General features: G+C 37.5%; 18 protein-coding genes. 16 read left to right on the forward strand and 2 right to left on the reverse strand.

Annotated elements, in window-relative coordinates; translation table 11 throughout:
• Positions 1-368 precede the first annotated feature (368 nt).
• Entirely contained in the window at positions 369-1,964 is a 1,596-nt protein-coding gene (locus ACGHIY_RS03155) for a peptide chain release factor 3 (RefSeq protein ID WP_287509192.1), read from the reverse strand.
• Between the two features lie 178 nt (positions 1,965-2,142).
• Here ACGHIY_RS03155 and ACGHIY_RS03160 point away from each other — a divergent pair, with 178 nt between their 5' ends.
• Complete coding sequence (locus ACGHIY_RS03160; protein WP_390525688.1) at positions 2,143-4,464, forward strand: DNA topoisomerase 3; 2,322 nt, start codon at positions 2,143-2,145, stop codon at positions 4,462-4,464.
• 133 nt (positions 4,465-4,597) lie between these two features.
• Here the strand turns inward: ACGHIY_RS03160 and ACGHIY_RS03165 are convergent, their stop codons facing one another.
• A complete protein-coding gene (locus tag ACGHIY_RS03165; protein WP_390525689.1) occupies positions 4,598-5,896 on the reverse strand; it encodes a DEAD/DEAH box helicase in 1,299 nt (432 codons plus the stop codon).
• Between the two features lie 539 nt (positions 5,897-6,435).
• Here ACGHIY_RS03165 and ACGHIY_RS03170 point away from each other — a divergent pair.
• From ACGHIY_RS03170 to ACGHIY_RS03240, 15 genes are all read left to right on the forward strand, one after another.
• Positions 6,436-6,669, forward strand: coding sequence for a FeoA family protein (locus tag ACGHIY_RS03170; protein ID WP_021147945.1), 234 nt, complete (start codon positions 6,436-6,438; stop codon positions 6,667-6,669).
• A gap of 9 nt (positions 6,670-6,678) precedes the next feature.
• Positions 6,679-9,048, forward strand: coding sequence for a ferrous iron transport protein B (gene feoB / locus ACGHIY_RS03175; protein WP_155086300.1), 2,370 nt, complete (start codon positions 6,679-6,681; stop codon positions 9,046-9,048).
• Between the two features lie 231 nt (positions 9,049-9,279).
• Complete coding sequence (locus tag ACGHIY_RS03180) at positions 9,280-9,486, forward strand: FeoB-associated Cys-rich membrane protein (RefSeq protein WP_390525690.1); 207 nt, start codon at positions 9,280-9,282, stop codon at positions 9,484-9,486.
• Positions 9,487-9,590: 104 nt separating this feature from the next.
• On the forward strand, positions 9,591-9,851 hold the full coding sequence (locus tag ACGHIY_RS03185; RefSeq protein WP_005376730.1) for a DUF6110 family protein: 261 nt from the start codon (positions 9,591-9,593) through the stop codon (positions 9,849-9,851).
• A 14-nt stretch (positions 9,852-9,865) separates the two neighbouring features.
• Positions 9,866-12,004 carry a heavy metal translocating P-type ATPase gene (locus ACGHIY_RS03190; RefSeq protein WP_390525691.1) on the forward strand — a complete coding sequence of 713 codons (2,139 nt, stop codon included), beginning with the start codon at positions 9,866-9,868 and terminating at the stop codon, positions 12,002-12,004.
• Between the two features lie 115 nt (positions 12,005-12,119).
• Complete coding sequence (locus ACGHIY_RS03195) at positions 12,120-12,524, forward strand: hypothetical protein (protein ID WP_279008286.1); 405 nt, start codon at positions 12,120-12,122, stop codon at positions 12,522-12,524.
• A complete protein-coding gene (locus ACGHIY_RS03200) occupies positions 12,517-13,359 on the forward strand; it encodes a hypothetical protein (protein WP_390525692.1) in 843 nt (280 codons plus the stop codon). The genes ACGHIY_RS03195 and ACGHIY_RS03200 overlap by 8 nt, the downstream gene beginning before the upstream one ends.
• 49 nt (positions 13,360-13,408) lie before the next feature.
• Entirely contained in the window at positions 13,409-14,170 is a 762-nt protein-coding gene (locus tag ACGHIY_RS03205) for an ECF transporter S component (RefSeq protein ID WP_012864151.1), read from the forward strand.
• Positions 14,171-14,270: 100 nt separating this feature from the next.
• On the forward strand, positions 14,271-14,414 hold the full coding sequence (gene scfA / locus ACGHIY_RS03210) for a six-cysteine ranthipeptide SCIFF (RefSeq protein WP_004693318.1): 144 nt from the start codon (positions 14,271-14,273) through the stop codon (positions 14,412-14,414).
• Between the two features lie 165 nt (positions 14,415-14,579).
• Positions 14,580-15,989, forward strand: coding sequence for a thioether cross-link-forming SCIFF peptide maturase (scfB, locus tag ACGHIY_RS03215; protein ID WP_302498417.1), 1,410 nt, complete (start codon positions 14,580-14,582; stop codon positions 15,987-15,989).
• A 35-nt stretch (positions 15,990-16,024) separates the two neighbouring features.
• Positions 16,025-18,304 carry a carbamoyltransferase HypF gene (gene hypF / locus ACGHIY_RS03220; RefSeq protein ID WP_390525693.1) on the forward strand — a complete coding sequence of 760 codons (2,280 nt, stop codon included), beginning with the start codon at positions 16,025-16,027 and terminating at the stop codon, positions 18,302-18,304.
• 233 nt (positions 18,305-18,537) lie between these two features.
• Positions 18,538-18,789, forward strand: a complete 252-nt coding sequence (locus ACGHIY_RS03225; protein WP_004693324.1) for a HypC/HybG/HupF family hydrogenase formation chaperone — start codon at positions 18,538-18,540, stop codon at positions 18,787-18,789.
• Positions 18,749-19,867 carry a hydrogenase formation protein HypD gene (hypD, locus tag ACGHIY_RS03230; protein WP_390525694.1) on the forward strand — a complete coding sequence of 373 codons (1,119 nt, stop codon included), beginning with the start codon at positions 18,749-18,751 and terminating at the stop codon, positions 19,865-19,867. Before ACGHIY_RS03225 ends, hypD begins: the two co-directional genes overlap by 41 nt.
• Before the next feature lies 1 nt (position 19,868).
• On the forward strand, positions 19,869-20,876 hold the full coding sequence (gene hypE / locus ACGHIY_RS03235) for a hydrogenase expression/formation protein HypE (RefSeq protein ID WP_302498414.1): 1,008 nt from the start codon (positions 19,869-19,871) through the stop codon (positions 20,874-20,876).
• A 261-nt stretch (positions 20,877-21,137) separates the two neighbouring features.
• A complete protein-coding gene (locus ACGHIY_RS03240) occupies positions 21,138-21,584 on the forward strand; it encodes a hypothetical protein (protein WP_004697051.1) in 447 nt (148 codons plus the stop codon).
• Positions 21,585-21,661 lie beyond the last annotated feature (77 nt).

Below are 21,661 nucleotides of genomic sequence, written 5' to 3' on the forward strand. Positions count from 1 at the left end.
ATAACGTATAAAAAGTTTACATTTTTATCTTTAAACACTCATAATAACACAAAAAAACAATAATATTAATAAAGCTATTTTTATGATTATACATATAAATATAGAAAAGTAATAGTATATATTACTTATGTACATAATCATACTATATGTATTCGACTTAAATCTGTGATTTTCCTTCTTGTTATAAAAAAATAAACTGGAATATATTTTTTATATTTATAATTATATAAAATATACTCCAGTTTTAAAATTTAATATTTTTATGTTATTTAGTAAGGCTCTAAATTATAAATGCTATAAATTCGTTCTATAAATGCATGTTAAGATATAACTAAAATATATATACCTAGCAATAAGCTAATTAGAAGTTATAGCTCATGGTGTAATTTAGGGGTTGTTAAGAATGTTACATCCGGATTACGCTCTTGAACCCAACCCATTTGCCATTCGTTAGAGATAAGAACTACGGTGCGATCCCGATTATCTTTTACAATCATCGCATTATCTATACCTTTTAAGGCTGCAATATCAATTTCGCCGTCAATCCAACGAGCAACGCCATATGGCAAAGTATGATTTAATAAATCTACGCCATATTCATTTTTGAGGCGATATTCTAATACTTCAAATTGAAGCATACCTACGGCACCGACTACGAAGGAATCAAGGGCGCCTGGTTGTTCAAAGATTTGAACAGCTCCTTCTTGAGCCAATTGAGTCATACCTTTTTGAAACTGCTTACGTTTCATAGTATCTTTTGGGGATACGCGGGCAAAGAATTCCGGTGGGAATACAGGGAAGTCACCGAAAGTTACTTTGTGTTTTTGTGCACAAAGCGTATCTCCTACGCCCATAGTACCGGCATCAAAGACACCGATAATATCGCCAGGGTATGCATCTTCTACGATGGTACGTTCCGTAGCCAAAAATTGTTGAGGCTGAGATAGGCGGATTGTTTTATTAGATTGGCGATGTAATACAGACATACCTTTTTCGAATTTACCAGAGCAGATACGCATAAATACGATACGGTCATGATGATTAGGGTCCATATTAGCTTGGATTTTAAATACCAGAGCAGAGAAGTCTTCACTAGTAGGTTGCACTATTTCCTCTATCGCTTGTCGTGGAGCGGGGGATGGAGCTAGTTCCAAGAATTTTTCTAAGAATGGTTTTACCCCGAAGTTCGTCATAGCAGAACCAAAGAACATAGGTGTTAATTCACCAGCACGAACCTTATCAAAATCGAATGGATCGCCAGCAACGTCGAGCAACTCAATATCGTCGAGTAATGCTTGGTATACATCGTCACCTAATAACTCTTTCATACGAGGATCTGTTAATGAACCTTTTTCGGAAGCTAACTTTTCTTGACCATGAGTTTCGTCTTTTGCAAAGAGCTCGATAGTTTCGTGTTCTCTGTCGTAGACGCCTTTGTATTCGCCATTAATACCGATAGGCCAGTTCATAGGACATGTACGAATGCCCAGAACATTTTCGATTTCTTCCATTAGATCGAATGGGCTACGACCGAAATGGTCAATTTTGTTTACAAATGTAAAGATAGGAATACCGCGCTCTTTTGATACGGCAAATAGTTTCTTTGTTTGGGCTTCGACGCCTTTTGCTACGTCGATAAGCATGACAGCACTGTCAGCAGCCATCAATGTACGGTATGTATCTTCAGAGAAGTCTTGATGACCAGGGGTATCAAGGATGTTTACGCGACAACCATCGTAGTCAAATTGCAACACGGAACTTGTTACAGAGATACCACGTTGTTTCTCGATCTCCATCCAGTCTGATACGGCGTGTTTTGCAGTTTTACGTGACTTTACGGATCCGGCTAAGTGAATAGCACCACCATATAATAGTAATTTTTCCGTTAGTGTTGTTTTACCCGCATCCGGGTGAGATATGATAGCAAACGTACGACGACGTTGTACCTCTTCTAAAAATGTCATGATTCACCTCTATTAATATGTTGTGAAAGCAGATAAATCTTTAGGTTCTACTTTCACAGTCTATATATCGTAAAAATTATACATGATTTTTCTAGTTATGACCACTAAATTGTAGTATAATGAGATTTCATAGAACGGCTTGGGGTTGGCCGTTATCTTCAGGTTAAGGAGGGGAACCATGCGGTTATTTATTGCAGAAAAGCCATCCATGGCTCGCGAAATCAGTAAATGCTTACCAGAAAATAAGAATATCCAAAAGCGGAATGGTTATTTTATCCAAGGTGATGATGTGGTGACCTGGGTTGTAGGTCATGTATTGCATCAGGCTGAGCCTGGAGATTACGATGATAAATATATCCGTTGGCGTCCTCAAGATTTGCCTATCGTGCCAGATGAGTGGAAATTGCTTGTCACAGATAGCAGCCGTCAACAGTTTGAAATTGTAAAAGATCTTATCGGTAAGGCTGATATCATTGTCAACGCAGGTGACCCGGATCGAGAAGGGCAACTTTTAGTTGACGAAGTTTTGTACTATGTAGGTAATACAAAACCAGTACAGCGTATTCTATTAAATGCCCTCGATGAAAAATCCATTCGTTCCGCTCTTGATGATTTGAGAGATAACAAGGACTTTCACAATCTATATCAATCTGCATTGGCAAGAGCGCGGGCAGACTGGCTCATTGGGATGAATTTATCTCGGGCATATACATTATCTGAACGCTATAAAGGCAATAAGGTAACATTGCCAATTGGTCGTGTTAAAACCCCTACCTTGGCGTTAGTTGTTCGTAGAGAACGTGAATTAGAAGCCTTTAAGCCGGTAGACTATTTTACTGTAAAGGTTTTATATAATCATCCGAATGGGGTGTTTTGGGCCACTTGGCAGCCGACAGATGAGCAAAAAGGATTAGATCCTGATGGTCGTCTTATTAATAAGGCTATAGCTGATTCATTAGTTGAACAATTGCAAAGTGGACCTGATGGTGTTATTAAAGCTGTTACTAAATCCAAAAAGAAAGATGTACAGCGTTTACCGTTATCCCTGTCATCCTTACAGGTACTGGCAGGTAAAGCCTTTTCTTATGATCCACAAACTGTACTTGATACAGCGCAGAAATTATATGAAAAGAAATTAACTACTTATCCGCGTTCTGATTGTGAATATTTACCACCAAATCAATATGGTGACCGTAATGCAATCCTAAACAATCTACAAAATACAGGTGATGAGCGATTAGCACAGTGGGCTACCGATGCAGATCGCTCTATTAAGAGCCGTGCTTGGAATGAAAAGAAAATTACCGCCCATCATGCTATTATTCCTACAACGGTGGCTTGTAATATAAATAGCTTATCCCATGAGGAACGAAATATTTACTTCCTCATCAGTCAAGCTTATATTGCTCAATTTTATGGGGAGCATATTTACGAGCAAACTAAAATTGTAGTAGAGCAGTGTAAAGAAGAGTTTGTAGCTAATGGTCGTGTAGTTATCGAAGAAGGTTGGAAATTACTTTATAAGCGGCAAAAGTCTAAATCTACGACGGACAATGACGAACCTGATCTAACCGATGAGCGTGGAGCTGAATCAGACCCTAAAAAAGAGGTTGTTGAAGAAACGGATCACTTGCCGGCGGTTAAAAAGAACGACACTGTTTTATATACGGATTCTTCTGTAGAGGCGAAGCAAACCAAGCCACCATCTCGATTTACACCGTCCACATTGCTACAAGCGATGAAAGAAATTCATAAGTTCGTAAAAAATGAAGACTTAAAAAAACAATTAAAGGCCGTTTCTGGTATTGGTACAGAAGCAACTCGGGCAAACATAATTGATGAGCTTATCAGTCGAGGCTTTATGAAAACGTCTGGGAAGAAGCAAGTCTTATCTCCGACGGAAACGGGCTATCTCTTAGTAGACGCTCTGCCAGAAGAACTTCTTTATCCTGATGAAACAGCTGTTTGGGAAGAACGCTTAGCACTTATGAGCGAAGGAGCGGATACGTTAGATTCCTTCTTAGCGGATCAAATTAAGTTTTTACAATTATTAATTGATAAACTTGGTTTTGATAAAGTAATAAACTCTGATCAAATGATGCCAAATGTGGTTCGAACTATAACGAGCCAAAATCGTAAACGCCCTATGGATAATGAAAGCGTAGACTTGTCTTCATTGCCTGTATGTCCTAAGTGTAAAAAGGGCCGTTTGCAACAGCGAAATGGTAAATTTGGTGCCTTTTTAGGCTGTACAAATTATCCTACTTGTAAACATACTCAGCCAGTAGAAGAGAATGTTTCTAGTATTGAAGATAATATTGAAGTATCTGATGGAGATAAACAATATAAATGTCCTAGATGTAAAGTAGGTTACTTTGTGAAACAAGAGGTGAGAGGTCGAACGAACTGGATTTGTAGTAATCGATCTCAATGTAAGACCCAATGTTCTGATGTAGACGGGGTACCGAGTATTTATGTTAACAAATCTAACATTACTTAGAAATTTAGAAATGATTGTTTTTATTGTAATAATAAAAAGACGCGCACAGCTAAGCTGTACGCGTCTTTTTTGTTTAAAACTGCTTTTGTAGAAGAAAAATTTCTTCATTTAGTTTAGGATATTAAGCTGAATTTTATCTGCGTTTGCCACGACGCCCAGTCTGAGACGTAGAAGCGCGGCGTTGGCGTGTATTGGAGCCTTTGTGGCCTCGTGCTTTGTGAGCTTTCGCCTTAGTGGATTGGTAAGTGCTTGTAACCTTAGGTTTACTAGCTGATTTTGTGCGTTTTGGCGCAGTACTGGCGTTGCCCTTAGTCTTAATCTGACCATCTTTTGTATATTTGGTAAGCGTAGCTTGAATAGCTCGTTCAATACGTCTTAACCAAGCCTCATCCTGTGGAGTTGCAAATGTTACAGCAATACCTGAGTTACCAGCACGACCTGTACGTCCAATTCGATGGATATAGTAATCTACATCGCGAGGTACGTCGTAATTATATACATGTGTGATACCTTCAATGTCGATACCGCGAGCCGCAATATCGGTAGCTACTAAGATTTGTGTTTTCGCTTTTGCAAAGTCTCGTAGAATTTGTGTGCGACGACCTTGTGTCAAGTCACCGTGCATTTCTGCAATATTAAGCCCTGCTGCGGTTAACTCGTAGGATAAACGAATGGCATCTTCCCGTTTATTACAGAATACAATAGCTAAGAATGGATTGTCATCTTCAATCATTTTGATGAGACGTTGTGTTTTTTCTTCAGGATTCATCATATACACTCGTTGATCAATTGATTCGAGCGTGATATGTTTGCCTTCTGCTGTTACAGAAATAGGTTTAGACATGTATGCCTTTGCGAGATTTCGGATTTTATCTGGAATTGTTGCAGAGAATAGCAACAGTTGCCTATTAGCGTCTGTTTGGCTAATGAGATTTTCAATATCTGGTAAGAAACCCATATGCAACATTTGGTCTGCTTCGTCTAGTACAACACGGCGAATACAATCTAAATGTAGGGAACCGCGTTTTGCGTGATCTAATAATCGACCAGGTGTACCTAGAATAACTTGAGGACGACGTCCCAGTTGCTGTAGTTGGGCTTCAATAGTTTTACCACCGATGAGAGGGAGGATATCTACATTTAAAATAGAACCTAGTTCCTTCGCTTCGTCGGAAATTTGTTTAATTAGTTCCCGTGTAGGTGCAATGATAAGCACTTGTTCTTGATGAACATCAGTATGTACACGTTGTAAAATTGGCAGTAAGAAGGCTAGTGTCTTCCCCGTGCCTGTTTGAGCTTTTGCTATGACATCATTCCCTTTAAAGACGACAGGAATGGATTGTTCTTGAATTGGCGTGGGCTCCTTGATACCTTGTTTTTGTAGGGCTATGATGAGCTCATCACAAACACCTAAAGATTTAAAAGATTTCATGGATTGTCCTTTCTATAATACATATTATATTAATTATACAGTATGCACATACTAGGGGCAAATGAATTGAACTTGGAAGATTTATAGTCTTAATATATTCTAGACTCAAAAAAATATTATAGTACTTTCGAATATATTTTTTTGATAATATATAGAAAAATATTGATATAATTAAGTGAAATGAGAAATGAAAACATTAAAATAACTACATTTAAACTATTTATAAAGTGTTAATTGAGAATGTGTAAGCATTTGTAAATGATAATCTTTGTAGTGTTTATTGATTACTGTATCTAAATATATAGCCATGAAATATTAAAATTCAGCTAGTATTCAGTATTTTATTAGATAATCATATAAATAATCTCATATTAAATATGATAATAAAATATAGATATGAGATAAAAATAAACCATAATAATGATAATAATTGTTGAAATTAATGCTTGATTTGATATAATAATTTAAGATATTAATACGCATTATTATTTTGTGTGGTTAATATGAGGTTGTTAGGTACAATAATTAGGAGGTGTCGTATGGCTATCAAAAAGTTGAAAGACATGAAGCCAGGTGAGTCTGGTCTTATTGTTGCACTACATGGCAGTGGCAATGTTAAGCATCGTCTAATCGACATGGGTCTCGTACATGGTACAAAAATCCATGTTATGAAGTTTGCCCCTTTGGGTGATCCGGTGGAGATCAAAGTAAAAAACTTTGAATTAGCACTTCGTACAAGCGAAGCTGGCATGATTGATGTAGATGTTCAATAGGAGGTTCACATGGCAGAAAATGGGCAAATTCGCATTGCCTTAGCAGGTAACCCAAACTGTGGTAAAACTACAATGTTTAATAATATCACAGGGGCGAAGCAACACGTGGGTAACTATCCAGGTGTTACAGTAGAGAAAAAAGAAGGCCATACGAAATTTGATGGCCATGAGTTATTGTTTATTGACTTACCAGGTACATATAGCTTAACTGCACGTTCCTTGGATGAGTTAGTAGCGCGTAATGTTATCGTAAATGATAACCCAGATGTAATTGTTAATGTTCTTGATGCATCTAACTTGGAACGTAACTTATATTTAGCTGCACAATTATTGGAACTTGAAAAGCCAATGGTTATTGCTCTAAACATGGCTGACGTTGCTGAAGAAATGGGCATCAAATACGACCTAAAAAAAATGGCAGAAATGACAGGGGCTACAATTGTTAGCACAGTAGGTCGTACAAACATTGGTACAAAAGACTTGTTAGAAGCAACAATTAGTGTAGCTGCTTCTCAAAAAGCTCCTGGTGTAACAATTAATTATGGTGATTTGTTAGAAGGCAAAATTAGTGAGCTTGTAGAAGAACTAAAACAAGCTGGCACTGTTACATATCCACTTCGTTGGATTGCTATTAAATTACTTGAAAAAGATGCGGACGTTATTGGCAAGGTTATGCGCTTTGATAATACGGAAGCTGTTATTCAAAAGGCTGAAGCTATTCGTGAAGAAATTAAAGATCAAGTCGATCTTGATGTAGTATTCCAAGAATATCGTCACCGCTTCGCAGTAGAAGTATATAATAAATGCTTAACACAGGCTCCTACACAATTAGAAACGCGTTCTGACCGTTATGATAAAATTTTAACTCACCGTATTCTTGGTTTGCCAATTTTTATGGTTGTAATGTGGTTACTATTTAACTTCGTAAATACTGTAGGGGCTATTCCTCAAGGTTGGATTGAAGATGGCTTTACTGCATTACAAGCATGGGTTGTAACAGTTATTCCAGAAGGTCAGTTACAATCACTTATTTCTGACGGTATCATCGCCGGTGTAGGTGCTGTATTATCCTTCGTACCATTAATTCTATTATTATTCCTTGGTATCTCTTTCTTGGAAGATACAGGGTATATGGCACGTGCTGCCTTCGTTATTGACCGTGTAATGCGCGCTTGTGGTTTACATGGTAAATCGTTTATTCCTTTATTATTAGGTTTTGGTTGTTCCGTACCATCCGTAATGGGTGCACGTATCCTTGATAACTACAAAGATCGTATGGTAACAATCTTAATTACTCCATTCATGAGTTGTTCTGCACGCTTACCTGTTTATACTTTGTTTGCAGCAGCATTTTTCCCTCCTGAATGGGCTGGTACTGTAGTATTTGGTGTGTATGCATTAGGTATTGTATTTGGTATCGTATTTGCTAAAATTTTCCGCAAATATTTATTTGCTGGCGAAGCAGAACCATTCGTAATGGAATTGCCTCCATATCATTTACCAACTTTAAAAGCTACATTAACTCATATGTTTGAACGTGGTATTATGTACCTTAAAAAAGCAGGTACTTTCATCCTTGCTGCTTCCATCCTCGTATGGTTCATCACAACATATCCAATGGATGTAGAATACTCCAAAGATTATGATGCATTGCATGATCAAGTAGCTCAAACATATGAAATGAAAGATGCTGAAACTTTGGCTCATTTTGGTATCACTACAGATGAACAAAAAGATCAAGTAAATGAAATTGTAGATAATATGAAATCTACTGTACAAGATGCCACTGCACAAGCAGAAGCTGCTCAAGAAGCTGCTCCTGAAATCGAAGTAGAAGATGATTCTGAAGCACCTGAATTATTCAATGATATTAAAGATGAAAATAAAGACTTGTTCCCAGCAGCATGGGCAATGTACAAAAACAGTGCTAACTTAGATGCTGAAAATGACAAACTTGATAAAGAACAAGCTTCTGAAAAACTTGAACAATCCTATGCAGCATCCTTTGGTAAAGCTATCAACCCAGTGCTAGAACCATTGGGCTTTGACTGGAAAATGGGTGTATCTCTCGTAGCTGGTTTAGCGGCTAAAGAAGTTGTTGTATCTACATTGGGTACTATCTATGCAGTAGGTGGCGATACAGATCATCCTCAAGCATTGACTGATTACTTACAAAATGATCCACACTTTACACCATTGATTGCATTAACATTAATGCTATTCATCTTGATTTACCCTCCATGTATCGCAGCTTTAGCAGTTATCAAACGTGAAACTGGTTCTTGGAAATGGATGTTGTTCATGTTCTTCTATGAAAATGCATTTGCATGGATTGCATGTTTCATCTTCTATAACATAGGTCGCGCATTAGGTTTCTAATCTAGAGTCGCTAAATAGGTGTGTTTAGCCACTTTTAGATTCTTTAAACAAAAATGAATAAAAAAAATGCGATTTTGTTATAGGTAATTTAAAAATAATACTTGATAATTATCAATATTCGTGGTTAAATGATAATGAGAAAAGGGAAATATCCTTTAGATATTGCTTTTATCTTGTTTATCACTAAGACACATATTGTAATTTAGTAGATATTGAGAAAGAGGCATAATAATGGATAATCTTGTTATAGGACTCATAGTTGTATTAGCGTTAGCTTATATCAGTACTAAAATTTATAAGCAAGTGTCTGGAAAAGGTGGTTGCGGCTGTGGTGGCGGCGACTCTGATTCTAGCTCAAAGAAATCTTCTGGTTGTGGTGGTAGCTGCAGCTGTGATGGTTCCAATAAGGCTTTAGGCATTAAACGTACCGCTAAGTAAGCTAATACGAATTCTGAATTTGAATGAGGGGTCTCTATAATAGGCTCCTCTTTTCAAAATATAGTAAGTAAATTTTTATATATTTAGTAGAAAGGGATATTATCATGTTCAACTTCAACCAAAACAATCTTAAAAACGCTAATTTATTCGCAGCAGGTCTTGCATTAGGTACTGTAGGTCTTAAAGTGTTAACTTCTAAAGACGCTAAAAAAGTATATGCTGGTATCGTAGCAGCTGGTCTTCGCGCTAAAGAAACTGTATTAGAAACAGCTGAAAAAGTACAAGCATCCGCATCTGATGTATTGGCAGAAGCTCAAGAAATCAACGAAGCACGCAACGAAGAAATCTTTGAAGAAAACAAATAATTGAGGATTTAACTATGTTACAATTTTCTGTTGTACGAAAACTCAGAAATCGCTTACACGTTAAGGTGTCTGGGCATCGCTTTACAGAAGCAGAAGCTGCTTATGTAGAGGATACATTGCTCCTTAATGATGCAATTGTAGATGTAACCTTCTACACTCGTAGCAGTCAAATCGCCATTAAACATAATGGTGATTCTGATGCTGTGCGTGATGCAGTACTTGGTCTACGCGATTTAGATTTGTCCGAAGCACCAGCTTTGAACGAATACTCTCCACGCTTGGTAAATAAAAAATACCGTGAAATGATGATTAACCGCACAGCAGTTTACTTAGGTAAAAAAGCAGTGTTACCTGCACCAATTGTGGCAGCATGGGCATGGTTTGATGGGATTAAATTTATCGGTAAAGCGATTAAAACATTGTGGCAACGTAAGTTAACTGTAGAAGTACTTGATGGTGTAGCTATTGGTGCTGCATTACTTCAAAAAGATTATCCTACAGCTGGAGCCGTTATGTACCTATTGGGTATTGGTGATATCTTAGAAGAATGGACTCACCGTAAATCCGTATTGAATCTTGCTCAAAGCATGTCCTTGAACGTAGATAAAGTATGGGTATTGGTGGATGATATTGAGGTAAGCAAACCTGTTAACGAGGTTGTGGCAGGTGATAAAATCATTATTCGCCAAGGCGAAGTTATTCCTTTGGATGGCACTGTAATCGATGGTGTTGTTCTTGTAAATGAAAGCTCCATGACTGGTGAACCAGAAGCAGTTCGTCGTGATAAAGATACTTCTGTATATGCTGGTACTGTTGTTGAAGACGGTAAAGCTATTGTAGAAGTACGTAGTACATCTAAATCATCTCGTTACGAAAAAATCGTTAACCTAATCGAAGAATCTGAACAAATGAAATCCGGTATGGAACAACAAGCATACCGCATGGCAGATAAATTAGTTCCAATTAGCTTCATTGGCGCTGGTTTAACATACTTGTTGACTCGAAATGTGATGAAAGCATTGTCTTTCGTTATGGTTGACTTCTCTTGTGCTCTTAAATTATCCATTCCATTAGCAGTACTTTCCGCTATGCAAGAAGCATCTAAACGCGGTATCACTGTTAAAGGTGGTAAATTCTTAGAACAAATTGCACAAGCAGATATGATTGTATTCGATAAAACAGGTACTCTTACAAAAGCAGAACCTGAGTTTGAACAAATCATTCCATTTAATGGTCTTGATGCAGATGAAATGTTAAAATTAGCTGCATGTATTGAGGAACATTTCCCTCATTCCATGGCAAAAGCAATTGTACGTGCTGCTAAGGATCATTCCTTGCCTCACAAGGAAATGCACTCCGACGTAGAATACGTTGTAGCTCATGGTATTGCATCTAAAGTTGGCCGCTACCGTGTACGCATTGGTAGTGCTCACTACATCTTTGATGATGAAAAAACAAAGATTCCTGCAGATGAACAAGAAAAGTTCAATAATTTACCAAATTCATCTTCCCATATTTACCTCGCTATTGGAGGTACACTAGCAGCGGTTATTTGTATTAAAGACCCTGTACGTGAAGAGGCAAAACAAGTTATAGCTGATTTGCATGCATTAGGTATTAAAAAGGTTGTCATGATGACTGGTGACTCTAAGCGTAATGCACAACGTGTAGCTGATGAACTTGGTATTGATGAAGTGCATGCAGAAGTATTGCCAGAAGATAAAGCAAGTTATGTAAAACAAGCTAAAGCTGATGGCTATACTGTTATGATGGTAGGGGACGGTATCAATGACTCCCCGGCAATTTCTGAAGCTCATGTTGGTATCGCTATGAATGAAGGCGCTCCAATCGCTCAAAAGATTGCTAATGTTACTATTTCTTCTGATAATCTACAAGCTCTTGTAGATTTGCGCCGCATTTCTATTGCATTGATGAAACGTATCAAAGCTAATTACAATGGCATCGTTGGTTTTAATGGTGCTCTTGTAGGTGGTGGCGTACTCGGTATTATGCCGCCAAGCCAAACAGCATGGTTGCATAATCTATTCACATTGGGTATCGGCTTAGAAAGCATGACCCCATTGTTGAAAAAAGATGAACCAAAGGAAACTGTTCCTACAATTGATGTAACAGCTGATTCTGTAGTAGCTTAATCAAAGAACCTCCATATAGGTATTGATTTACCTGTATGGAGGTTTTTCTTTTTTGATGACATTTATCTATGATTATTGTAAAATACAAGGAGATTACATATTGTAGGAGATTTATATGAACATTTTGATAGATATTTGTAAGCGCTCCTTCTATTTGAATCTATTTATTGTGGTAATCCCCATTATTGCATATATGATTCATAATGGATCGAGTGCGACCGTAGCACTAGTATGGTATTTATTGTTATCCTTATGTATGCCTTGGGCCTATTTATCATTTAAAAGCAGTACCTTTGATGATGGTAAATCTATAAGTCGCATTGCTTATGTAGTGAGTTGGGTTGTCGTTCATGGTATCAGCTATAAAGGTATTTTTTTAGGTGTTGATTTATCCATGTTGTGGGGATGGCCAACAGTAGGTCGTGATATAGCCTTTTTATTAGCTATGTATTTAAGTGTCACATTTAGCTTGCTTATAGCTTATGGCTTAACTCGATTAGTGGGAGGCTGTAATGAATAAAAGTTTTTGGCTATTTACGTTAATTTGTTCACTTTTTGTAAGTGCTATTACAACAGTACTTTCATTAAGTGGGGCATTATCATTATCCATTTTAGTGTTTCCAGTTTTGTCGCTAGTCATACCAATTATGGTGCGACGACTAAAGAATGCCAAGTTTAACGATGATTTACCGCTAAGCATGGGGTATCATGCTTATAGTTGGGCTTGGTGGACGGTATTTTCGTTTCTTCATACACCATTTAGCTTTAATGTAGATAATGGATTAGCAAAAGTATTACTTTTATTTGTGGTGTATTTTATCGTTCAAGTTCTCATTGAGTTATGTGGTTTATTAGCTACGAAGTTTTTCAATCGTACTTATCGATGGGGTATGATTGATGAAGCATTAGATATAATTGCCTATACTATACCGATTCCGTTCTTGTATATTGGCTCAATCCTATATATAGATTTACAAGATCCGATGGTATATTTTATGTATGCATCATCCATGAATGTAAATATATTATTTGCTGAACTTGTATTATTATTAGTTTCTTTATTGGTCTTTGTATTCTATTTGTATCCAAGAGATTTAGCATATAAGGGTGTACGTTTGTTGCGTATCATTATTACTGCAGGCATATGGCTTGCTATGAACGCTCATATCTTGTATGGTGGTTATATTCCAGAATTTATTTTATCTTTAGTTCCCACCGTTTTTCCAACGTACCAAGGTAATCCACTAGTGTTTGTAACTCCAACTTTATTAGAAGCTGGTATGACCGGTGGAGCAGTGATTATAGGTGCATTGGTAGAACGTGGTATTATTTCACGACGCCGTGAACGTATTTAATTTCTAGTTTCGACTTATATCCGTAAGGAATGAGAGCGAAGGAGGATCTATGAACAACATTGAACGTCCATTGGATGATAACTCAACTGTATCAATCCACGACAATGAAAAACTGAAGCAAGTTGAACGTAAAGAGGCCAAAAAAGAGAAGAAAAGTGGCATTACGATTCGAGAATTGACAATTATTGGTCTACTAGCAGGTATCACTATTGCATTAGGGCTTTCTGGTTATGGTATTATTCCATTAGGGCCGCTAAATGTAACAACTTTACATGTACCAACTTTAATTGGTGCTATTGTAGAAGGACCAAAAGTGGGGGCCTTTGTAGGCTTTATCTTTGGTTGCTATAGTTTGTGGCAAAATATTACAGCTCCTAATATTTTATCTCCACTATTTATTAATCCAATTATTTCCGTATTACCGCGTATACTTTTCCCAGTATTAGCATATTTGGTATATCTATTATTGTGGAAAGCACCGCAAGGTCCACGTATTATTGTTTCTGCTTTTATGGGGACTGTATTTCATACGATCATGGTTATGGGACTAATCTTCTTACTCTATGCAGATATGTTTGCTCTTAAAATGAATCTTAGTCCAGATCAAGTATTAGGCTCTATTGTATTCTTGTCTGTTACACATGGTATTCCAGAAGCAGTTTTTGCTGCTGTAATTGTAACACCGGTGGCAATGGCTTTACGAAAAGTATTGCGTAAGGATGCTCCTAAGAAAACTAAAGGTGAAGCTATGCGAGACGCAAAAGTTACAGACCATCAATTAGGAGAAACTGAAGTGGTAGAAACCAAATAAGCTGAAGTTGTAGACGAAAATATAACGAAATAGTATTTTACAGGCTTTTTATAAATATGATAAAATAAATATCATTCGATAAGTATTGAGGAGGATAATCATGGCTAAACGTATTCGTACTATCAACACTGAATCCTTACAAAAAACTGCTAAAACTGGCGGTTGTGGGGAATGTCAAACATCTTGCCAATCCGCTTGTAAAACAAGTTGCACAGTTGGTAACCAAGTTTGCAAACAAAAATAATGAAGAGGCTCGCTTAGCGGGCCTTTTTATTTATGTTTTAAAGACATACATTGTATAGTATATCTTTATGACTCTTTTTATAACGTTTAGTGTGGAAATGTGGTACAATTATCTAGAAAGTTCTATATACTAGAGCTTTTACCATACAAATCAATTGGAGGTACCATGTTAGAATTAAAACCAATGATCCATAAGTTTCGGATGAAGGATAACTATTACTGCTTAGACGTAAATAGCGGTATTATCCATGTTATCGACGAACTCATCGATAGAGTTCTTGACATATATGATGGCACTAATCGCGATGCTGTACATGCTGCGTTAGATGCTAAAGAAGATGCAGTAGAACTAGATGAGATTATGGACGAGTTAGATGAGCTCATCAAAGCGGAGCAACTATTTGCACCGATGAGTAAAGAGTTTAAACTTGTAGTAGGTGAGAAACCTATTGTTAAGGCATTATGCTTAAATATTGCTCACGATTGTAATTTAGCATGCAAATATTGCTTTGCTAGTCAAGGGGATTACGGCGGTGTTAAACGAGAATTGATGAGCTTTGATGTAGCAAAACGAGCTGTGGACTTTCTTATTAAAATGAGTGGACCTCGCCAACATTGCGAAATTGACTTTTTCGGTGGTGAGCCATTGTTGAACTGGGATGTTGTTAAGCAAACGGTTGAATACATTGAATCCATTCAAGAAAAACACAATAAGATATTTAAACTTACATTGACTACGAATGGTATGCTTTTAACACAAGATAAAATCGACTATGTAAACAAACACAAGATGAGTTTAGTATTGTCTTTGGATGGTCGTGAATCCGTACATAATGCAATGCGTCCAGTAGCAGGTAGTGGTGCAGAGTCTTATAAATATATTGCTAAAAACCTTATCAACGCAGTAAAACAACGTCACGGTCTTGAATATTATGTACGTGGTACATATACTCATAAAAACTTAGACTTTACTAAAGACGTTATGGCAATGTCTGATCTTGGCTTTGAGCATTTGTCCATGGAGCCTGTTGTCGGTGAAGAAGGGGACTATGTGCTTCGTGAAGAAGATTGGCCAACTCTAGAGAAAGAATATGAAAAATTAGCAGATATTTATTTACAACGCCAGTTAGAAGGCTGGGGTGAGAAGTTTAACTTCTTCCACTTCCGCATGGATTTATATCGTGGGCCATGTATGGCGAAACGCCTTCGTGGTTGTGGGGCAGGTCATGAATATATGGCAGTCGTACCTAATGGCGATATTTACCCATGTCACCAATTTGTAGGTAAAGATGGATACGTGCTTGGTAATGTGTATGATGGTTTACAAAATACAGAAATTCCTAAAGATTTCCGCAATACACATGTATTCTCCAAACCAACTTGTGCTGAATGTTGGGCGAAATTCTTCTGTTCCGGTGGTTGTCATGCTAACAACATTACATTGGGTGGCGATCTAGAAACACCTTATGAATTTGGTTGTCGTTTACAGAAGAAACGCATCGAATGTGCTATTATGATTCAAGCCGAATTAGAACAAGCTGGTATTGATGGAAGTATTCCTGTTGCATTAGGTTAATTACACTTGATTCTCCGAGTATAGTAGGAGTTTATATGAAACAAAATAGTAATCAAACTACAGAACGCTGGGGAATTCGCTATACCGGTATAGTTCAAGGGGTCGGATTCCGGCCCCTTGTTTCTATGTTGGCCCATTCCCTAGGATTAACAGGTTTTGTATATAATGATAGTCAAGGTGTGTATGTTGAAATTCAAGGTTTTCTAGGTGAATTGCAGTTATTCTTAGCTGCTGTTCAAGAGGAGCAACCTCGTTTATGTCGCATTACTAGTCAAACTGTACAGCATCTTACACTTAATATGCATGAAAGTGATTTTGTTGTACAGCCATCTCCATTAGATGAATCCGTGAGTACCTTTATTAGTGCCGATACAGCGCCTTGTAATGATTGCCTTAAAGAGTTACAACAAGATAAACGTAGAAAGGAATATCCTTTCATCAACTGTACAAATTGCGGACCAAGGTATACGATTATCAAATCTTTGCCTTATGATCGGGAGCGGACGACGATGAACGAGTTTCCCATGTGTGAAGATTGTAAGGCTGAATATGAAGATATAGAAGGGCGTCGCTATAGAGCAGAGCCAAACGCATGCTCGCGCTGCGGCCCCCAATATACATTGTATAAGCCAAATCGTAAGGCTGTGGATACAGTGAATATATGGAACACTACGCGGGAATTAATTAATGAAGGTAGTATTATCGCAATAAAAGGTGTAGGAGGATATCATCTTGTTTGCGATGCTAGAAATGACGCTGCTGTACAACGCTTACGTAAGCGAAAGAATAGATCGCATAAACCATTAGCAATAATGGTGGGAACTCTAGATATGGCGATTGAGTTAGTACATATTAATGATGTAGAACTAGATATATTGACGGGGATGGAACGTCCTATTGTGTTATTAGAAAAAAATCATAATAGTTCTGTCCATTTGAGCTCTTATGTGGCGCCTGATAATCGTATGTTAGGTATTATGTTGCCTTATTCACCAATGCATGAGGTGTTATTACCTTCTGATGCGGCATGGGTTATGACCAGTGGTAACAAAAGCGGTGATTCCGTATTATATAACGATGATCAAGCGTTTAATGAACTAGGTGAGGTAGCAGATTATTTCCTCGTTCATAATCGTGAAATCTATGCGCCCCTTGACGATTCAGTGGTGGTGGTGATTAATAATAAACCTCGATTTATTCGTCGCAGTCGTGGTTATGTGCCTGAACCTATTCATTGTGAAGGTTTAGATAATTCGTCGATATTAGCAATGGGTAGTGATTTGAAAAATGCTTTTGCTATGAATAAAGGTAGTGAAATTCTTGTAGGTCCACATATTGGTGATTTAGAAAATATATCAACTCATGAAACACTAGAATGGACTATTAAACGTTACAAGAGTTTATTTTCTGTACAACCAGATAAAATTATCATAGATAGTCACCCCCAGTTTTTCTCTTCTCGGTTGGGTGAAAGAATAGGCGAAAGTTTCCATCTTTCTGTTGTACCTGTTCAGCATCATCATGCTCATATAGCGTCTGTTATGGCGGAACATAATTTAAGAGGGCTTGTACTAGGGATTGCTATGGATGGTACTGGCTATGGACCAGATGGGACTATATGGGGGGGAGAATTTCTCCTTTGTAAAGGCAATCAATATCAGAGATTGGCACATATTCATGCGGCTCCCTTGCCTGGCGGAGAAAAGGCTGTTACTGAACCTTGGCGACAAGCCTTATGGTATATTCGTAATTATTATGGTGATGATATCCCTTTTGTATATCAAGAATGGATGAAGGAACTTCCAAAGGGATGGGAAATTTTAGATAAAGCATTACAATCTAGAATGCCCATGATTCAAGCTACAAGCTGTGGGCGATTATTTGATACTGTAGGTGCTTTATTAGGTCTTGGTATGGTCCATAGTTATGATGCACAAATTGCCATTGCTTTAGAAACTCTATGTGGTGATGAAAAAGGATCATTACTTGCTTACAATTATGATGGACATATTCTTGACTTTACACCTACAGTTCAATCTATTATGGATGGTGTTGTTCGTGGTGAATGTCGAGCTCATTTAGCCGCTTCATTTCATAAAACAATGGCAATAGCACTATGTGAAACGGCTGCAGACTTGATGGAGCGATATAATATTAGTAATGCGGCCATGTCTGGTGGTGTATTTCAAAATCGTAAATTATTAGAATTCATATATAGGACGTGGCATATAGGTAATTTATATATGAATGAAGCTGTTCCTTCTAATGATGGTGGACTTGCTTTAGGACAATTGTGGTTAGGAAGTCAATTATAAATTGTCACGTAGATCTTATTCTTAGACAAATTTATTTAGTAATGTTTTGAATATTGTTTAATCTATATGAGTTGTATAGCCAGTTTAAGCTCTAGTTGTTTGTGGCCACTATCACTAAATAATGAGTGTAACTGTGATACAATAATATTAATTTTATTCATATATTTTGGAGATGTTTTATTAAAGTAAATGTATATAAAACTTGTTATAAATGATATAGATAAGGAGATATTATGTGCTTAGCTGTACCAGCTCAATTGATTGCTGTGAATGACGCTATTGGTACCGTTGAATTGACAGGTGCTACCCGTGACTGCAGTTTGCTCCTCGTACCAGATGCAAAGGTCGGGGATTGGTTGTTAGTTCATGCAGGTTTTGCTGTACAAATTGTTGATGAAGAAGAGGCTCAAAAAACATTAGAGGCCTTTAAGGAGTTAGAAGAACTTGAAGAAGCTTACTTTGCAGGAAAAGCAGCACACAGCTGATGCTTTGTTAAGGCGCATCAATGCGCTTCATAAGCCCGGTGAAACTGTGCGGCTTATGGAGGTCTGTGGTACGCATACAGTATCGATTTTCCGAGAAGGTCTTCGTCAATTATTGCCAAGTGGCATAGAACTTGTTAGTGGACCAGGATGTCCAGTATGTGTAACTGATCAAACCTATATGGATAAGGCTTTAGCCTATGCAGAACGTGAGGATGTTATTATTGCTACTTTTGGGGATATGTTGAAGGTCCCTGGGAGTTATAGTAGCCTCAGCGAAGCTCAAACAAAGGGCGCTCACATCCATGTTATCTATACGCCTTTAGAGGTGATAGAACTAAGTAAAAAATACCCAGAAAAGAAAATAGTATTTTTAGCTATTGGCTTTGAGACGACTATAGCCGTAATTTGTGCTACTGTAAAAGCCGTTCATGTTGCGGGATTAAAGAACGTATTCTTTCTTGTATCTCATAAGTTAGTACCACCAGCATTGCGTGCATTACTAGATAAACAAGAAGGCCATATCGATGGATTTATTCTACCTGGTCATGTTAGCGTTATTATTGGGGAAGAACCATACCGATTTTTGCCCAAAGAATACGGTATCCCATCTTGTATCGCTGGCTTTGATGGCTTAGAAATATTGTCTGCCATAGCTAATATTTTAGAGCAACGTAAGTCTGGTAATATTGTGGTGGGCAATACGTATCATTCTGTAGTTATGCAGAAGGGAAACCCTGTAGCCCAAGCTATGATCGAGGAAGTGTATGAAGTATGCGATGATGTATGGCGTGGTATTGGTGTTATTCCTAACTCTGGTTTAGCATTAAAGGGTGAATATGCAGCTTATGATGTAGAGCTTGTCCTACCTATTAACTTAGATAAACCATCCCTTGATCCTAAAGGCTGTCAATGTGGACGTGTTTTACAAGGCCTTATTAAACCTAGTGAATGTCCATTATTTGGTAAAAGCTGTACCTCGGATCATCCAGTAGGTGCTTGTATGGTATCTGTAGAGGGTAGCTGTGCTGCATGGTATAAATATGGTTATTCTAGTGGTGGATCGACGTGGGAGGATTAATATGGAACGAGTTCGCTTAGTCCATGGTAATGGTGGACGATTTAGTCATGAGTTGACGGACCGTTTTATTTTGAAATATTTTACAAATGATTTGTTGGCGCCCCTACACGATGGTGCCCAGTTTCCCGTTACAGCCGGGCGCATGGCCTTCTCTACGGATTCCTATGTGGTACAACCTTCATTCTTTCCTGGTGGTAATATTGGTAAGTTGGCTGTTTGTGGAACTGTGAATGATTTAGCCATGAATGGTGCGATACCTCAATATTTAAGTTGTGGTCTTATTTTAGAAGAAGGCTTGGCCTTTAAAGAACTAGATGAAATACTTCGCACTATGTCAGAAATGGCAAAAGCTGCAAATGTTCAAATTGTTACAGGTGATACAAAGGTCGTTAAAAAAGGCGAAGTAGATAAAATCTACATTAATACTGCTGGTATTGGCATGATTCCAGCTGGAATAGATATTGGTCCACATCGCGTGAAAGCAGGGATGGATATCATTTTGTCAGGTGCTATTGGAGATCACTCCATTGCCGTTATGGGGCAGCGATTTGGTTTAGATTTATCTGACTCCTTAACAACTGACTGTGCTCCTTTAAATAAGATGGTTCATGCGGTGCTTGATAAAGTAGGAGTTCAAGTTGCTTTGTTGAGAGACCCCACTCGTGGTGGCCTAGGTACTGTTCTAAAAGAAATAGCTGACCAAAGCCAAGTGGGGATTAAGGTTGAAGAAACAGCCATACCAATTCATGAAGAGGTACAGTCTGTTTGTGACATATTAGGGTACGACCCTTTATATTTAGCTAATGAAGGTAAAGTAGTAATGGTAGTCGATCCATCTGTTACGGATGAAACTCTTAAGATTCTTCATAGTTTTGAAGAGGGAAAAGAAGCTGTACTAATTGGTAAAACCTTAGATAAAAATATCGGTAAGGTTGGATTACAAACAACTATTGGTGGTGTTCGTTTGATTGATTTATTAGGTGAAGATCAAGTTCCACGAATTTGTTAAATTTATAATTAATAATAGTAATTTAACTATATCATTTTGTTAATTTTTATATTTTAATTTTTGAGCTTTCTAGATGTAACTTATATTAGATGTTGACAGTATTTATCGTTGATGGTAGCATTAAATTAAGTTGCGTAAAATTCATTAAGAATTCATCGTAAATTTATATTATGTTAGTATCTTTATGTGTAAGTTCTTATACTTTCACTAGAATCTATGTATAGAATTTGTTAAAATATAAGTATCTATAGGAGGCTTATTATGAAAAAGAAGATTATTACAGCTGTTCTAGGGATTTGTTTAACTACAACTGCATTTGGTGGTATCTTGACAACTCAAGCTGGTGGACTTAGTAGCATTCTTGGTGGTGCAGCTAAAATTGGTGGTATCGGCATTGTTGTTAATAAATTTGGTCCACAAATTGACTCTTTCCTAAATAAATTATTGAAACAAAATAACTTGAGTACTGAATATACAACTAAAGTAGTTCCTATTATCAGTATTGGTACAAAAGGTTATATCGGTGCGGCTCAAGTTACTGGGCCTGCTTCTAGCATTGAAGAGGTTAAAGCTGTTGCTCAAGTAGAAGGTAGCTTTAATGGTATGGTTCGTGTAAAAGGATTAGTTCCTGTTAATAGCACAAACCCAGTTGGTGCATCTCGTGTTCAAGGCGTAGGTGTATCTGCGATTATTGATTTGAAAATTTAATGGCCACTGAGCATATAAATTGATAGACTCAGGGAATAAGCACGGTCTTAGGCCCGTGCTTATTCTGTTGTATAACA

The sequence above is a fragment of the Veillonella parvula genome, assembly GCF_042850485.1.
GTDB lineage: Bacteria > Bacillota > Negativicutes > Veillonellales > Veillonellaceae > Veillonella > Veillonella parvula_Q.

Coding starts and splice junctions, on each gene's coding strand:
- ACGHIY_RS03155 (WP_287509192.1), bottom strand. CDS start 1,964: ATGACATTTTTAGAAGAGGTACAACGTCGTCGTACGTTTGCTATCATA.
- ACGHIY_RS03160 (WP_390525688.1), top strand. CDS start 2,143: ATGCGGTTATTTATTGCAGAAAAGCCATCCATGGCTCGCGAAATCAGT.
- ACGHIY_RS03165 (WP_390525689.1), bottom strand. CDS start 5,896: ATGAAATCTTTTAAATCTTTAGGTGTTTGTGATGAGCTCATCATAGCC.
- ACGHIY_RS03170 (WP_021147945.1), top strand. CDS start 6,436: ATGGCTATCAAAAAGTTGAAAGACATGAAGCCAGGTGAGTCTGGTCTT.
- feoB (WP_155086300.1), top strand. CDS start 6,679: ATGGCAGAAAATGGGCAAATTCGCATTGCCTTAGCAGGTAACCCAAAC.
- ACGHIY_RS03180 (WP_390525690.1), top strand. CDS start 9,280: ATGGATAATCTTGTTATAGGACTCATAGTTGTATTAGCGTTAGCTTAT.
- ACGHIY_RS03185 (WP_005376730.1), top strand. CDS start 9,591: ATGTTCAACTTCAACCAAAACAATCTTAAAAACGCTAATTTATTCGCA.
- ACGHIY_RS03190 (WP_390525691.1), top strand. CDS start 9,866: ATGTTACAATTTTCTGTTGTACGAAAACTCAGAAATCGCTTACACGTT.
- ACGHIY_RS03195 (WP_279008286.1), top strand. CDS start 12,120: ATGAACATTTTGATAGATATTTGTAAGCGCTCCTTCTATTTGAATCTA.
- ACGHIY_RS03200 (WP_390525692.1), top strand. CDS start 12,517: ATGAATAAAAGTTTTTGGCTATTTACGTTAATTTGTTCACTTTTTGTA.
- ACGHIY_RS03205 (WP_012864151.1), top strand. CDS start 13,409: ATGAACAACATTGAACGTCCATTGGATGATAACTCAACTGTATCAATC.
- scfA (WP_004693318.1), top strand. CDS start 14,271: ATGGCTAAACGTATTCGTACTATCAACACTGAATCCTTACAAAAAACT.
- scfB (WP_302498417.1), top strand. CDS start 14,580: ATGTTAGAATTAAAACCAATGATCCATAAGTTTCGGATGAAGGATAAC.
- hypF (WP_390525693.1), top strand. CDS start 16,025: ATGAAACAAAATAGTAATCAAACTACAGAACGCTGGGGAATTCGCTAT.
- ACGHIY_RS03225 (WP_004693324.1), top strand. CDS start 18,538: ATGTGCTTAGCTGTACCAGCTCAATTGATTGCTGTGAATGACGCTATT.
- hypE (WP_302498414.1), top strand. CDS start 19,869: ATGGAACGAGTTCGCTTAGTCCATGGTAATGGTGGACGATTTAGTCAT.
- ACGHIY_RS03240 (WP_004697051.1), top strand. CDS start 21,138: ATGAAAAAGAAGATTATTACAGCTGTTCTAGGGATTTGTTTAACTACA.